The sequence below is a fragment of the Paenibacillus sp. FSL L8-0470 genome (genome assembly GCF_038008625.1).
Taxonomy (GTDB): domain Bacteria; phylum Bacillota; class Bacilli; order Paenibacillales; family Paenibacillaceae; genus Paenibacillus_AQ.
The window spans coordinates 2,093,497-2,108,407 of record NZ_JBBOZM010000001.1 but is presented as its reverse complement, the minus strand read 5'-3'; the positions used below and the strand labels follow the sequence as shown (position 1 = coordinate 2,108,407).

The following is a 14,911-nucleotide window of genomic DNA, read 5'->3' as shown; positions in this document are numbered from 1 at the left end:
ACGGTATCCGTTTCAGCGGGAAATAGAAGGATAATTTATAGCGCGAAGCATATAAATTCTTATATTTTCAAAAAAACCAGCAATGCCCCGATAACCGGAGCTTGCTGGTTTTTGATATGCCTATGTTTAATTCAGTTCGAACATTCAATACAAAGAAGGTTTGTTCACAGGTAAGGTGTGATTCCCGCTTCTGCTTCTGATTCAGCTTCTTCATGGACGAATGGCAGCATAAAGCGGAAGGTCGAGCCCCGTTCTTCTTCACTCTCCACAAAAATCGTTCCGCCCATCAGCTCTACGAGCTGCTTGCAGATGGCCAGTCCCAGTCCCGTTCCGCCATATTTGCGGTTAATGAACGGATGCAGCTGCGAGAAGGATTGAAAGAGCAGATTCAGCTTGCTGTCGGCAATTCCCACTCCTGTATCACGGACAGAAAATTCCAGCAGATATTCCGGTGAACCCGGCAGCGGAATGTTCTTCACCGACAAGGTTACGCTTCCACGTTCCGTGAATTTAAGCGCATTACCGACCAAGTTGACGATGATTTGGCGCAGGCGGCTGGGATCGGTCTTCACAATGGCCGGAACGCTTGTATCCGCCCACCAGCGCAGCGCCAGATTTTTCTCTTCAGCTTTGGGGGTGAATAAATCTATAATGCTCTCCAGCATTTCGCGCAGATCAAATTTCTCCGACAGCAGCGGCATTTTGCCGGCTTCCATTTTACTGAAATCGAGAATGTCATTTAGAATTTGCAGCAGACTGTAGCTGCTGCTGCGCAGAATCTCGGCGTAGCCGCGCTGCTCCTCTTCCAGCTCTGTTTCCAGCAGCAGGTCGGCCATGCCGATCATTCCGTTCATCGGGGTACGGATCTCATGGCTCATCATCGCCAGGAAATCGGACTTAGCCTGAGCCGCCTGCTCTGCCGATTCCTTGGCCCGGAGAATCTCCCGTTCATTAGTTATATCACTGAAAGAGCCCACTACACCGCAGATGATTCCTTTATGCAGAAGCGGCGCAATCCGGTAGCTGACAAAAAAGCTGGTGCCGTCCTTCCGCCAGAAGATTTCATCCCCTCTACTGCGGGTGACACCATCCTGCAGGGTCTGCCAGATCGGACATTCATGCTGCTGGTACCTTGACCCGTCTCCACGGATGTGATGAATCACATCCATCAAAGGAAGCCCCTTCAGCTCGTAGGGCTTATACCCCAGCATATCTGCTCCCTCGCGGTTGATAAAGAAGGTCCGGCCCAACGTGTCGAGCCCGAAGATTCCGGCTGCAATCGAGTTGAATATCAGGCTAAGATGCCTGTCCTCCGACATCTCCAGCACCAGCTCTGCCTTCTGCTGCTCCTCCACCATAGCCAGTTCTATAAGCTCCTCTTCACACCCAGGTATCCACCCATCCGTGTATTCCATAGGAGAAAAATCCCCGGTCAGGAGCCTGCCGAACCATTCCTGAAGCAGAAGAGGCAGAACACGGCTCTGGTCATATCGGATAATAGCGAATACACCTGCGATACCTTCTTCAGCTTTTACCGGCACATACGTAACCGCAGCCGGGCTGCTTCCGCGGCTCTCATCCGCCTCCAGTTCAAAGCCGGAGCCGATGCCTCCAAGCGCTGCAGCAAAATGCTCTTCTCCGGGAGGCTGTGGCCGGAAACCAGACAGTGGCTCGTGAAGTTCCGGATCTGTGCCAGCAGCAACTTCAAAGGCACGGTTGCTGTCCACATAGTTTCCCTGCCTGTCCAGCACAATGATCAGGTCGGGGTGATGATCGTATAACGCCTTATAAGCACCTTCTTCCGAAAGTACCCGATCCAGAATAAAAGACCATTGTTTAGTCATAGCCCACCTCCTCTGCTGCTTCAATCATGTATCCCCTTCTATTCATAAACTGCGGATAAACTGTATATGTAACTTTAATTTGTACTCCGCTCGAAAATTGCTGAATTATAAACTATTATAGCAAAAAAACCGCAGTTGGTCGCCATCAAAACATTGATGCCAAGCGGTTTTACAGCAAAAAAGTCCCTCCGGCAGATGAGTAAGAATGGTTGGACCATCCTTAACCTCACCGCAGAGGAACTTAGGAAATGAAAACACTCAAAGCTGTACTTCCGATTACCTTTACGCAATATCCTTCTGTTCAATATTCCGGATCGACAGATAAGCAATGACTACGCCAAGCAGACTGAGGAAGATGGAGAGCCCTACCAGATAGCCCGGCTGGAACTCACTAAGATTGGAGGCAATCATGCTGACAAGCAATACTGCAGTAACTATGGTAGCTGGTACGGATTTTTTGCGCATTCCGATATATAGAGGAATTAGTCCAATCCCTGCCGCATATACCGCATCTGCCCCTATCTGGATCATCTCTCCAGGAATCACAGCTAAATCCAGCTGTCCCGGAATCGCATGGGTGAAAGAGTTAAGTCCGATCAGAAGAGCGCTAATCAGAACATCCGATACAAAAATACTGAGTAGTGTAAAGAGGAACACAATGATAATTTTGGCACCTAAGAGCTTTTTACGGGAGATAGGATACATAAAGAGCAAAGTGATGGTATTGTTCTTATACTCTTCAATAACCAGCTTGCTCAGCACAACTGAAGCAAACACCACAAAGGTCGCCTTGACCAAAACATACAGGCCGGAAAACATCTCTGCATATGAATTAAATTCCCCGCCACCACCTCCGCCTTCAGCATCAACGTAAGTAAGCAGCAGCATAAAAGCAAAAATTGCGAGGTTGGCGATTGCAACGCCTTTGAGCATGCCTGCCAGTTTGTTTTTACGGATTTCCAGTTGTATCAGCTTAAGCAATGCCCTCACCCCCCATCAGTTCCACAAAATGATCTTCCAGCGAATGATTCTTTTTACTCAGGCTTTCCAGCTCCACACCCGCTTCTACCATTGCTTTATTCAGTTCAAGCTGCTGTACAGCATCATAAATGCGGATCGTCCGCGGGTCGAGTACCTTGAAGTTGGTGAGTCCCAGCTTGTGCTCCAGAACATACACCACTTTGCTGCTCTCTCCGGTAATCAGTTCGATGTATTGCGTGTTCTGGCTGCGTATCGTATCCATCGCCACTTCCTCCAGCAGAATTCCGTCACGGATCATGCCGATGGTGTCGGCGACCTGTTCAACTTCACCCAGAATATGGCTGGAGATCAGCAGCGTCATTCCGTATTCGCGGCTCAGCATGCGGAACACCTCACGCAGTTCCTTGATGCCCATGGGGTCCAGCCCGTTGATCGGCTCATCCAGAATGAGCAGCTCCGGTTTCGTCATGACTGCCCGGGCAATGCCCAGCCGCTGTTTCATCCCCAGGGAAAACTGCTTGACCGGCTTTTTGTCCACACCCTTCAGCTTCACCAGCTCCAGCGCTTCTTCCATGGCCTTGGCATCGTAGTAACCCATATACTCCCCGTGCAGCTGGAGATTTTCTCTCGCGGTCAGCTTGTCGTAGAATACCGGATATTCAATAATGCAGCCCATACGTTTCAGCATTTCATAGGAACGGTTTGTCATGAACTCGCCAAAAAATTCAATCTCTCCCGCCGTCGGCTTCACCAGATTGGTGATCATTTTCATCACCGTGGTTTTGCCCGCACCGTTTGGTCCCAGGAACCCGTAGATTTCGCCTTGCTTGATATTCATATTCACGCCTTTGACAGCCTCTTTGCCTTGATACTCTTTGGTTAAATCCCAAGTACGCAGTATGGTGGTCATTTCCGTTATCCCCTTTGGCTTCTTCGTTTGTCTTCCTGGTTCTTATTGTACACAGCGGAATTTTCTTTTTTATTACCTGATTCTTACGAAAATCTTAAGCTGCAGCTGTAAGCGCAGGTTAAGCCGCCGGACCAGTATAGTTTTTAGAAGGTCAGCCTGCGAAAAGAAAGCGTAAATACCGTTTTGACGTAAGGTTTGCTGCGTAAGGTAATGCTGCCGTTCATCTGTTCCGTCAACCGTTTGGTGATGGTCAGCCCAAGACCGCTCCCCTGATAGTCGCGGTTGCGGGAATCCTCCAGCGTGTAGAGCCGTTCGAAGACTTTATCCTGATGCCCTTCGGTGATACCTTTGCCCCGGTCCCATACGTCTATGCACACCTGGTCTCCAGCGCTGTAGAGGGTGAGTCCAAGCACACCTCCGGCATCCCCGTAATTGATCGCATTGGACAGCAGATTGGACAGCACCCGGTCCAGCGCCTCCTCGTTGCCCATCATGTACATCGCCTCATCCGGAATCCCGATCTCCACCTCACTGCCCTTGGCATTCAAGATATCGTAAAAGGAAAGAATGTTCCGCCGGCAGACCTCGCCCAGGTCCACCCGCGACAGCGCGATCTGCTTATCCCCGGACTCCAGCTTGGCCAGATCAAAAAAGCTGTTCATCAGCCGGATCACCTCCTCTGCCTTGGCATGAATCATCCGCAGAATATGTCCCTGCTCCTCTTCCGTTATATTCCCATCATGGAGAATCGTTTCAATATAGCCGAGCACCACCGTCAGCGGAGTCTTCAGATCGTGAGAGATGTTCGCCAGCATGCTGCGCATAGACTTCTCCAGCTTGGCCAGCTCGACCGCTCCCTTGTGATTGACGTCCAGCAGCCGGTTGAGATCAGTCAGCAGCGTTTGCAGATGAGGGTTGCTATTGAACAGAAGCAGCCTTTCATGCGAGCCCCGGTCAACAATGCTCGTAAGTTTGGTGTGGATATAATCGAGCTGGCGGGAATGCCCCCGCAGACGCAGGTACTGCCAGAGGATTACGATCAGCAGCAGCAGGATAACCACACTCAAAAAAGCGGTCATTCCAGCACATCCCCCAGCTTGTAGCCAATGCCCCATAACGTTTTGATGTATTCCGGCTTTGACGGGTCATCTTCAATTTTTTCACGCAGTCTGCGCATATGTACATTAATAACATTCTCGTCCCCGTAATAATCATCTTCCCAGACGACGCTGTAAATCTGCGCTTTGGTGTACACCCGGCCGGGGCTGCTCACGAACAGCTTAAGAATCTGGAACTCCTTGGCCGTCAGCTTGACCTCTTCCCCGTTCTTCAGCGCTGAGAAATTATCGAGATCGACAGTGAGTCCACGCAGTGCTATCGTGTTGGCGCGCTCCTGAACGGCAGCTGTTTCCTGAACAGGACTTCCAGCAGCGGCATATCCCGCCCGCCGGATCGCCGCCTTCACCCGTGCCGCCAGCTCGATCATCGAGAACGGCTTCGTAATATAATCATCCGCGCCGAAGCCAAGGCCCAGCGCCTTGTCCACATCACTGTCCTTGGCCGACATGATCAGCACAGGCACCAGACTGTCCCGGCGAATCGTCTGCAGCACATCATTGCCGCTTCTTTTCGGAAGCATCAGATCCAGCAGAACCAGATCATAGGCGGCGCCGCGGTGAAAAAGCTTTTCCGCTGCCTCACCATCAAATGCAGTCTCCACCTCATAGCCCTCTTTTACCAAATAAGAAAATACCATTCTACTAATATCTTCATCGTCCTCAACCAACAGTATACGATGCGTCATGACTAAACCTCCCAGCAGCTCTAATAACCGTCTTGTTATTAAAGTATAGCAATAGATTCCTTGATACAAAAGCTAAAATCAAGTGTCATATGTAATCCACAGCTTGCCCTTTTTAAATTGCAGGTCAAAGTATACCTATTGTCCGGTGCGGTTACTATTTCAGTTTCACTAAAGGTAGCCCCGGTATGATGACCTTAACAACTTACATGATGAGGTGATGGTTCAATGATGAACATAAGAAAAAAACAACCCTGGAGTTTCAAACGCAAACTTCTGATCGTGATGATCGTGGTCCTCCTGAGTCTCGGCACGGTGATTTATAGCCTGGCCGACCGTTACTTGATCGAACATGTCGAAGTCGTCGTAGCGGATGACACAGCCACAGCCGGCGTAAGCACAGCAGCAACCACAGTTGCAGCCGAGGTTAACGCGACTTCCGACGACTGGAGTTATTCCAGCGATGGTATCCAGATCCAGATCGACCAGGTACAGACCGGGTCCGGTTCAGACCAGATCACTTATTTTGTCGCTGATGTCGTGCTTAAGGAGGCAAGCAGCCTGCGCTCTGCTTTTGCCGACAGCAGCTTCGGCACGAACATCATAGAGGACACCTCAGAGATTGCCTCCAGCAACAATGCGGTCTTTGCAATCAACGGCGATTACTATGGCTTCCGCGAGGACGGGGTCATTATCCGCAATGGAACGGTGTACCGGGATGATCCGGTGCGGGATGCGATGGCGCTGTTCGATGACGGGACCATGCAAACCTATAACGAGGAAGAGATTTCTTCGTCCGACCTGCTGGCACAGGGAGCCGCCAATACCCTCTCCTTCGGGCCGATTCTGATTCAGGACGGCAACATTGTCAGTGATTTCAGCAGTGTCAAAATCGACAGCAATTTCGGCAACCGCTCCATCCAGAATGCGAATCCCCGGACCGCGATTGGCATGATTGCACCGAACCATTATGTGTTCGTTGTCGTGGACGGGCGCAGTGAAGGATACAGCCGGGGCATGACCCTTGCCGAGCTTGCTGATGTGATGTCGGATCTCGGAGCCACCGAAGCCTACAATCTGGACGGCGGCGGTTCATCCACGATGTATTTCATGGGACGGGTCGTGAATAATCCGCTGGGCAAAAATCAGGAGCGCGGCGTTAGCGACATTCTTTATATCAAGGAGGGCGTAACCTCATGACGATCCTTATTCCGGCCTATGAGCCAGATAAACGACTGCTGGAATTAATTGTGCAGCTGCAAGAGTATCAGCTTGGACCGATCATCCTTGTAGATGACGGGAGCGGCCCGGCTTACCGCGGAATCTTCGACATGGCCGAAGCCTTCGGCTGCACCGCCCTGACGCATGAGGCCAACCTTGGAAAAGGACGCGCTCTGAAGACAGGCTTCCGGTATATCCAGGAGACCGGACTATCCGGCTATGTAGTCTGCGCGGATAGTGACGGCCAGCATCTGCCTCATGACATTAAGCGGATTGTCGAGGTGCTCCAGCACCAGGCCACTCCCGGAATTGTGCTGGGCAGCCGCCGGTTCAGCGGGACTATCCCCCTGCGCAGCCGCTTCGGAAACTCGGTGACACGGGCAGTCTTTTCCCTCACTACAGGCACCAAGATCTATGATACACAAACCGGCCTGCGTGGCTTTTCCTTCCCGATGCTTGACTGGCTGTGCCAGATTCCCGGGGAACGGTTTGAGTATGAAATGAACATGCTGCTGACTGCCCATAGGGAGGGGTATACCCTTACCGAGGAATATATTGATACCGTGTATCTGGAAGATAATAAATCGTCCCATTTCCGGCCTCTGGTAGACTCCTTCCGGATTTATCTGCCGATCCTAATGTTCAGCACTTCATCGCTGCTTTCGGCCCTGCTCGACTTCACGCTGTTGTTCCTGTTCCAGAGTCTCAGCCACAACCTGTTCCTGTCAGTCGCTGCCGCGAGATTGTGCAGTTCCATCTTCAACTATTCCATGAACCGGAAATATGTATTCACCGGCGGCAAGGCGTCCAGGCTCCAGGAGTCGCTGCCCAAATACTTCGCACTGGTCACTCTCGTGCTGCTGTTCAATTACGGGCTGCTCTATTTCTACAATGAAAAGCTGATCATCCCGCTTGTGGCCGCCAAGCTGCTGACCGAGGTTTCGATCTTCCTGTTCAGCTACTGGGCGCAGCGGAGGTTTGTGTACTAGTCTTATAGCAAAAGAGCTTGAAAAAAATCCATTAGGGTTCGGCCGTGACTGCGTGGAATGTTTGGACTTCCGGCCGCTGTTATGGACCAATTTCCTGATTTCAAACCGCTGATCGCGGTAGAAATTGGTCCATAAAGGCGGACGCGTTCGCTCCTCCAGTTCCAAACTTCCCCTCCGTCACTTTCCCTTTTGGTTGGGTTTCAGATCTAAATCAAAATTCAAGTTCAAGCTCAAAGTTGAGAGCTCAAGTTCAATTTCAAGCCCAAAGTCTGCGAGTCATATCGTCGGGTGTTCAAATAAGCTCTCAACGAACGAAAAGCATCGTCCAGCCGCGAGGAATGGCTGGAGCTGGCCTGGACCGCCCCGGTTACCCTCCGCCAGGTGCATGTCACCTTCAATGATGATGTGAATGAGGACCTGATCAACCTGCATCATCACATCACGCCTTACGAAATCCTGCCAACGCTCGTCAAGGATTATCGTATTGAAGCTTACATGGACGGCAACTGGACGGCAGTCGCCGCAGGAAGTGACAATCACAAGCGCAAGCATGTGCACACACTTGCCGAAGTTGTAACAACTGATCGCCTGCGCGTTTATGATCGGGGCGACTAACGGAAGACCAGTATGCGGAGATTATTGAGGTGCGGGTTTACGAGTAACTGGGTAAAGAAGATAAAATAGCCTAATCCTTTGGCGTAAATGCTCAAGGATTAGGCTATTTGTATCCAAGAAGAGATGAATAAATGCGCTTACGCAGGGTTTATTTTAAAGCTTCATACAAGGCAATAAGAGCCAAGGACTGTCCGTATGCCATTGGCATGAGGGTAATGTTCTTGTAATGATCTTTATCCAATCCCATACCGGTTCCGGCCGACACATTCAGTACGGTTCCATCTCCGCTAATATTTTGACATACCGACTGAATGGCCTTGTCTGCCGCAGCCTGATATGAGGAATCCAGAATACCGGCTTTAATGCCTTTTATAATACCTGCGGCAATTGCGGCCGATCCGGATACCTCTTCATAGCTGGCCCGGTCCTGCAGGACTGTATGCCAAAGACCGGAAGCTGCCTGGAGTGAAACCAAGGCATTGACCTGAGCTTTATACGTATCAACCAGAAATTTCCGGATACCCGGGCTAATCGTATCCTGGCAAGTTTCCAGGTAATCGACGATACCATAGGTGAACCAGGAATTGCCGCGGCACCAGAAGATACTGCCGAAATTATCATTGCGTTCGAAACTCCAGCCGTGGAAGAACAGGCCGGTATGTTTGTCAAACAAATACTTGATATGGAGCAGAATCTGGTGTTCAGCTTCATGCTCCCACTCCGGCCGGTTAAACTTGCGCCCGGCCTGGTTCAGAAACAGAACCGCCATAAAGAGCGTATCAATCCATAACTGTCCATTGTGCAAGTGAACTCCATCCCGATTGCCAATGGCAGTGACCGTATGCTGAAAGCCTTCTTCTTTGGTTTTGGGCAACTCATGAACGAGCCAATCCGCATGTTCCCGGCATAGCTGTTTCAGTTGGCTGGAAGGCTCAAGTTGATCCAGGAGCAGAACCAAAGCCAAATAAGGAGCTGTCGTATTAATGTTTTTTGAAGGCAGTCCAACCTCTAGATTACGGGAATACCAATTTTGAAAAAATTCCATATAGCGGTGATCGCTGTAATACTTCTGCAGCTTGTAAAGACCATAAAGACCGACGCCCTGAGGCCAGTCCCATTCTTCAATTCCGAAATCCCGTTGCACAATCCCTAATTTTGTATCGGCCTGAACCACAGTTTTATCCTTTTCATAGTCGCTACCGCCCAGATTCATAAGCTTGTCTACTACCAGTTCAATTTTCTGAAGCAGTATTTCATTTGTCATGGATTCATAAACTCCTTATCATTAAATATGTTCCGAAAGCAAGCTTGTGCATTCTTCCCTATGACTGTATATACTAAACTGTCCGTAGATGCCATTGACTATTAATTTCTTTAATTAACGACATATCGCATTTGGGTGTTCGATCATATGCCAATAGACCGTTAATTTCCTGCTCAACATCTGTTAACTGCGTATAACAATAACCATAAATAATCTTAGAAGCGTATACAGCCTTCATAATTCTTTCATATTCTAGAACAAGATCCTCTGAAGATTGTGCACTGGTATATCCCCAACCATCGTCAGCGCCAGCCTTATAGCTTATACCACCAAATTCAGTTAACAAGATTGGCTCTCCCCGATGTTGGTAACCATCTGCATATACATTGCGAGCTGATGGCTTTGAAGCAAGCATCGTTTCCTTCGTGGAAAGAATTCGCTTAAATTCTTCATACTTTTCGGGCTCATCTGCTCTGCCATGCTGATAATTGTGTAGCGCACAAATGTCAGTTAGTGTCATTTCCCATCCATCATTCGATATCACTAATCGGGTATCATCCAATGAATGAATAAGACTATACATGGCTAAGCTGTGATACTGCTGCTTCTTATTCGATTTCACCATCGGAATTCCCCAGCTTTCGTTTAGCGGAACCCATGCAACAATAGATGGATGATTGAAATCACGGTCAATAATTTCAATCCATTCTTTGGTTAACCGGGCTACAGCATCACTATTAAAAGAGGCGTTGGCAGCACATTCTCCCCATACAAGGAACCCTATTCGATCTGCCCAGTATAAAAATCGCGGGTCCTCTACCTTTTGATGCTTACGGCAACCGTTAAACCCTAATTCTTTAGCTAATTCAATATCTTTCCTCAGGTGTTCATCCGTTGGCGCAGTAAGTAATCCTTCCTGCCAATACCCTTGGTCCAATACAAGCTTTTGATAATAAGGTTTGTTATTCAGATAGACCATACCATTCTCTGTATGAACTTTCCGCATGCCGAAATACGATTGTATACAATCCACCTCAACCCCATGATCGTAAAGCTTCATTTCAACATCAAACAAATTAGGAGTTTCCGGAGTCCATGTCCAGCCGGCATGATGAAAGTTTGTTCGAAATATATTCAAACCAAATAGATCTACCATTCTACTTGTTATTGGTTGCAACAATCGTACTTGATCCTGAATAACAGGTACTCCTCGAAAAGAAATACGAATATCCAAATCTAATTCTTCTGATCCATATCCCTCAGATTTAACTTCTATTCCAATGCTCCCTTGATCTAAATCGGGCTCAAACTTCACCTGATGAATATAAACAGGGTTTACCGCCTCTAGCCACACTGTCTGCCAAATCCCTGTCGTGCGGGTATACCAGATGCTATCTGGCTTCTCTAACCAGAACTGTTTTCCCCGAGGTATAGTTTCATCCTTTGAAAGATCCTCAACCTGAACAGTCACCTGTTCCTCCTGTCCGGTTAATGCATGCGTAATATCAAAAGAAAATGGAGTGTGTCCTCCCTCGTGCATGCCGATATAATGACCATTCACATAAACCCAAGCTCTATAATCTACCGCACCAAAATGTAATACAACACGCTTCTTATACCAACCTGGATCAAGTGTAAAATTACGCTTATACCAGACATAGTCATGAAAAGAGGTATCGTGTATTCCACTTGCAGGGGTTTGAAAAGCAAATGGAACTTGAATGGTCTGACTAAAATTTTCACTTGGATCAAACCATCGCTGTGCAGCTCCAACATTCTTGTCATCAAATTCAAATTGCCATGCTCCATTTAAGTTAAGCCATGCGTCTCTAACTAACTGTGGACGCGGATATTCCATCCTATGTGACATCTATCTTCATCTCCTATCCTATTCATTCATATCTTGCTGCATTGGTCAGTTCTTTATCTGTTATCATCCTTTAATTCCGCCTGCTGTAGAACCGCCAATAAAGTGCTTTTGAGCAGAGAAATATACAATAATCGAAGGTATTAAACCTATAATTGACATAGCAATATTTTTATTCCAGCTAAAATCAACAGATGTCGTATCCATCGCCATTCGAAGCGCAATTGAAACAGGATACTTCTCGACTGAAGAAATATAAATTAAAGGACCCTGAAACTCAGTAAATGTCCACATGAACTGGAATAAAGCTACTGTAATAAGGGTAGGTTTAAGAATAGGGAGCAATACTTTAATTAAAATATTAAAAGAGTTACACCCATCTATTGTTGCTGCCTCGTCCAGCTCCCCGGGAATCGTTCTTAAAAATTGAACCAACATATATACAAAAAATGTATCACAAGCAAATGCAGAATTGGCAATTAGAGGGATATAAGTGTCCAAAAGATCTACATTCTTCCAAAAAATATACATCGGTACTCTAGTAACGATTCCTGGAAGAAAAAGAGTAGCGATCATAACCGGGAATAGCACTTTTTTCATAGGAAAGTTAAATCTTGCAAATCCATATGCAGTCAGAATACAAGAAATCAAAGTTAATAACACTTTTGGAATTACAATCAAAAAAGAGTTTAAAAAGTAGGTTCCAAATGTATACTGGCTAGAAGTCTTCCATCCTTCGATATAAGGTGTGAAATCAAAAGACTTAGGCATAAACCATATTGATTTAAAAATCTCTGTATTACTCTTAAAAGATGCCCCAAATAACCAGAGAATCGGATAAAGCATAATTAAAGTCCCTATTATCAAAAAGAAATATTGGAAATATAAAGCGATTTTTCTTTTATGGTACTCACTTCTGTTATTTTTGTTTCTCATTGCTTGCTCCATGTTATTTCCCTCCGTCAGCATAAAACACCCATTTACTTGACGTTTTGAACAGGATGGCCGTGAATATCATAATCATAATAAATAACACCCAGGACAAAGCACCAGAATATCCCATTTCAAAGTTTTTAAATGCACTATCGTATATATACATTGGTAATAGGTAGGTGCTCTTCATTGGACCTCCACCCGTAACTAAGAATGGCCCCTCAAATTCTTGGAAGGCTTGCACAAGCTGCAAGATTAAATTAAAGAATATAATTGGGGTTAGTTGGGGTATTGTCACTGAAAAAAACTGTCTAAACTTTGAAGCTCCATCAATGGATGCTGCTTCATATAATTCTTGCGGGATTTCCGACAACGCATTCAAAAAAATTACCATTGCAGAACCAAACTGCCAAATACGTAATAAAACAATAGTAAACATTGCTCCACTTGCGCTAGAGAACCACCCGATGCTTTCCAGACCGATCATATTTAACGCCATATTGATTAACCCATCACTTTTAAATAAGAACTGCCATAATACTGCAATAGCTACATTGGCACCTAAAATAGATGGAATATAATAGGCGGTTCTAAAAAATCCGATTCCCTTTAATTTAGCATTCATAATATAGGCAATAAGCAGTGCAAATGTTAATTTAAGAGGCACGGTAAAGAATACAAATTTGATCGTGGCTTTCACCGATATCCAGAAGGTGGAGTCACTTGTAAACATCCGTGAATAATTATCCAGTCCAATAAAAGCAGGCTCATCCAGCAGGGAGTAGTCTGTAAAGCTGTAATACAATGACATGATAAATGGGTAGATTACAAAGAAACAAATCCCTATTAACCATGGTGTTAAATAGAATAAGCCTGTATACCTATTTTTATTCATGGCTATTCGCATTCCTCTCGTGACATTTAACGCCCAAAACTGGAATAAACTTATGCATATAATTTTGGGCGGTAAATGATTGTTGTTCATTTATGTTTACTTTTTAAAGCTTTGTTCTTGTTCCTTGTAAGCCGCATACAGTTCCTTTGCAGCTTCTTTCGTATCGACCTCACCATAATCCAGCTTAGTGATTACATCCAGTGACACATCATTCAACTTTGCTGTATCCCATTTGAACATAGTAGAAAGCTTGCTATCATTTTTTTCATCGCCTAATTTTGTGATTTCAGCTGTTAGCGGAGTAATCAGATTGTTTTTTTCAAGCACCTCTTTTCCCGCTTTGCTGTCGGGAACACCATTTTCAAGCATTTGAATTTTATTTGCTTCTTCACTATTCATTAAAAAGTTAATTAGCTTCGCAGCACTTTCTTTGTGTTTTGTTTTTTCAGGAATGGAATATACCATGGCAGGCTTCGTCCAGACACCAGTAGATTTTTCATCCTTCATTGAAAGAAAGCCAGCTACCTCTAAATCAAAGCCTTGTTCTTTTAGTTGATTTTGAATGGTATTCGTATTCGATGTAAACTCAAATAAGCTAACCCACTTCCCTTCCATGATTTCTGTTGCTGTCGCACCTTCTATTGACCCTGAGTTATCCACTTCTTTTTTGGATGGCATAATTCTTTTCTCTACCAATTCGCGATAGAAAGATAGCATGTTCTCAAAATCAGATTCTTTATAATTTAAATTTCCATTATCATCAGAAAGCGGAAGTCCAGTTTGCTGTGCGAAAATTGAGAAAAATACGATCGGGGACGCATATTTTGACCCTACCAAATTCGCCATCGGATAATGATCCTCTGGCAACTTATCTCTCATTGCAAAAAGATCATCCCAAGATTGGGGTGCTTCAATTCCATATTTATCAGTCACCGTTTTGTTATATAGTAATGGTCTATAGACAGTTGAAAGGGGAAGACCTAACAGTTTACCGTCCTTTTCTAAGGGCGCAAGCACATTTTGTGAAAAATTAGAAAGACCCAGTTCTTCACCCAACTCTTTCAAATCTGATAATTGATTTTCATATTGATCAACCCACATGGAATCTAAACGAATAACATCAGGAGCAGTCCCTCCAGACAATTGGGTAGTCATTTTTTCTTGATAACCAGCATATCCGGCGAATTCTGCCTTAACTTTAATATTAGGATTTTCTTCTTCAAATTTACTTATAGCTTCTTGCACGGCTTTATTGCGCGAATCCCCTCCCCACCAACTGATGCGAAGTTCTTCTTTTCCGCCATTTTCTTTTCCACCATTACTAGCTGAATCACTGGTTTTCCCACACCCTGAAAGAAGTGAAACCACTAATAGTCCCGCAACAATAATAGTTAACTTTTTCGTGTGTTTCATAGTAAACCCTCCTCAAATTAACTTATTTTTCTTTGTTCACTTGTCCAAGCAAGCAAATACTATCATGATGAAAACGCTCTTTCAAGCTTGTATCAACGTTATTCCTGATTTTCAACTTTGTGGTATACAAAAAAAAATCACCGCTTAACTAGATCTTTTATTGTAAACAAAAAAGTTA

13 protein-coding genes are annotated in these 14,911 nt (G+C 45.9%); 3 read left to right on the top strand and 10 right to left on the bottom strand.

The features are described from left to right. Nucleotides 1-164 precede the first annotated feature (164 nt). From NST99_RS09570 to NST99_RS09550, 5 genes are all read right to left on the bottom strand, one after another. Complete coding sequence (locus tag NST99_RS09570; protein WP_341091296.1) at nt 165-1,844, bottom strand: ATP-binding protein; 1,680 nt, start codon at nt 1,842-1,844, stop codon at nt 165-167. A gap of 282 nt (nt 1,845-2,126) precedes the next feature. After that, nucleotides 2,127-2,834: an ABC transporter permease gene (locus NST99_RS09565; RefSeq protein ID WP_341091295.1), complete on the bottom strand. Its 708-nt coding sequence runs from the start codon at nt 2,832-2,834 to the stop codon at nt 2,127-2,129. After that, on the bottom strand, nt 2,818-3,735 hold the full coding sequence (locus tag NST99_RS09560; protein ID WP_341091294.1) for an ABC transporter ATP-binding protein: 918 nt from the start codon (nt 3,733-3,735) through the stop codon (nt 2,818-2,820). Before NST99_RS09560 ends, NST99_RS09565 begins: the two co-directional genes overlap by 17 nt. A 143-nt stretch (nt 3,736-3,878) precedes the next feature. Next, on the bottom strand, nt 3,879-4,814 hold the full coding sequence (locus NST99_RS09555; RefSeq protein WP_341091293.1) for a sensor histidine kinase: 936 nt from the start codon (nt 4,812-4,814) through the stop codon (nt 3,879-3,881). Continuing rightward, complete coding sequence (locus NST99_RS09550) at nt 4,811-5,539, bottom strand: response regulator transcription factor (RefSeq protein ID WP_341091291.1); 729 nt, start codon at nt 5,537-5,539, stop codon at nt 4,811-4,813. The genes NST99_RS09555 and NST99_RS09550 overlap by 4 nt, the downstream gene beginning before the upstream one ends. Nucleotides 5,540-5,764: 225 nt before the next feature. Between NST99_RS09550 and NST99_RS09545 the strand changes: the two genes are divergently transcribed. The 3 genes from NST99_RS09545 to NST99_RS09535 all read left to right on the top strand — a co-directional run bounded on the left by NST99_RS09545 (nt 5,765) and on the right by NST99_RS09535 (nt 8,361). Next, nucleotides 5,765-6,736 (top strand): phosphodiester glycosidase family protein, encoded by a 972-nt coding sequence (locus tag NST99_RS09545; protein ID WP_341091290.1) that lies wholly within the window; start codon nt 5,765-5,767, stop codon nt 6,734-6,736. Continuing rightward, a complete protein-coding gene (locus tag NST99_RS09540; protein WP_341091288.1) occupies nt 6,733-7,746 on the top strand; it encodes a bifunctional glycosyltransferase family 2/GtrA family protein in 1,014 nt (337 codons plus the stop codon). The genes NST99_RS09545 and NST99_RS09540 overlap by 4 nt, the downstream gene beginning before the upstream one ends. 381 nt (nt 7,747-8,127) lie before the next feature. Further along, nucleotides 8,128-8,361 carry a hypothetical protein gene (locus NST99_RS09535; RefSeq protein ID WP_341091286.1) on the top strand — a complete coding sequence of 78 codons (234 nt, stop codon included), beginning with the start codon at nt 8,128-8,130 and terminating at the stop codon, nt 8,359-8,361. Between the two features lie 148 nt (nt 8,362-8,509). Here NST99_RS09535 and NST99_RS09530 read toward each other — a convergent pair whose 3' ends face one another. The 5 genes from NST99_RS09530 to NST99_RS09510 form a co-directional block, all read right to left on the bottom strand. After that, nucleotides 8,510-9,625: a glycoside hydrolase family 88/105 protein gene (locus tag NST99_RS09530; RefSeq protein WP_341091285.1), complete on the bottom strand. Its 1,116-nt coding sequence runs from the start codon at nt 9,623-9,625 to the stop codon at nt 8,510-8,512. Between the two features lie 73 nt (nt 9,626-9,698). Further along, entirely contained in the window at nt 9,699-11,495 is a 1,797-nt protein-coding gene (locus NST99_RS09525; RefSeq protein ID WP_341091284.1) for a glycoside hydrolase family 2 protein, read from the bottom strand. Nucleotides 11,496-11,558: 63 nt separating this feature from the next. After that, a complete protein-coding gene (locus NST99_RS09520; RefSeq protein WP_341091283.1) occupies nt 11,559-12,440 on the bottom strand; it encodes a carbohydrate ABC transporter permease in 882 nt (293 codons plus the stop codon). Nucleotide 12,441: 1 nt separating this feature from the next. Further along, a complete protein-coding gene (locus NST99_RS09515) occupies nt 12,442-13,410 on the bottom strand; it encodes a carbohydrate ABC transporter permease (protein WP_341091282.1) in 969 nt (322 codons plus the stop codon). 6 nt (nt 13,411-13,416) lie between these two features. Then, the gene (locus NST99_RS09510; RefSeq protein ID WP_341091280.1) at nt 13,417-14,733 is read right to left on the bottom strand and encodes an ABC transporter substrate-binding protein; all 1,317 of its coding nucleotides are present in this window, start codon (nt 14,731-14,733) and stop codon (nt 13,417-13,419) included. Nucleotides 14,734-14,911 lie beyond the last annotated feature (178 nt).

What these genes read in the sequence shown, in the direction of transcription:
- NST99_RS09570 (WP_341091296.1), bottom strand. Translation starts at nt 1,844, where the DNA reads ATGACTAAACAATGGTCTTTTATTCTGGATCGGGTACTTTCGGAAGAA.
- NST99_RS09560 (WP_341091294.1), bottom strand. Translation starts at nt 3,735, where the DNA reads ATGACCACCATACTGCGTACTTGGGATTTAACCAAAGAGTATCAAGGC.
- NST99_RS09555 (WP_341091293.1), bottom strand. Translation starts at nt 4,814, where the DNA reads ATGACCGCTTTTTTGAGTGTGGTTATCCTGCTGCTGCTGATCGTAATC.
- NST99_RS09550 (WP_341091291.1), bottom strand. Translation starts at nt 5,539, where the DNA reads ATGACGCATCGTATACTGTTGGTTGAGGACGATGAAGATATTAGTAGA.
- NST99_RS09545 (WP_341091290.1), top strand. Translation starts at nt 5,765, where the DNA reads ATGATGAACATAAGAAAAAAACAACCCTGGAGTTTCAAACGCAAACTT.
- NST99_RS09540 (WP_341091288.1), top strand. Translation starts at nt 6,733, where the DNA reads ATGACGATCCTTATTCCGGCCTATGAGCCAGATAAACGACTGCTGGAA.
- NST99_RS09530 (WP_341091285.1), bottom strand. Translation starts at nt 9,625, where the DNA reads ATGACAAATGAAATACTGCTTCAGAAAATTGAACTGGTAGTAGACAAG.
- NST99_RS09525 (WP_341091284.1), bottom strand. Translation starts at nt 11,495, where the DNA reads ATGTCACATAGGATGGAATATCCGCGTCCACAGTTAGTTAGAGACGCA.
- NST99_RS09520 (WP_341091283.1), bottom strand. Translation starts at nt 12,440, where the DNA reads ATGGAGCAAGCAATGAGAAACAAAAATAACAGAAGTGAGTACCATAAA.
- NST99_RS09515 (WP_341091282.1), bottom strand. Translation starts at nt 13,410, where the DNA reads ATGAACAACAATCATTTACCGCCCAAAATTATATGCATAAGTTTATTC.
- NST99_RS09510 (WP_341091280.1), bottom strand. Translation starts at nt 14,733, where the DNA reads ATGAAACACACGAAAAAGTTAACTATTATTGTTGCGGGACTATTAGTG.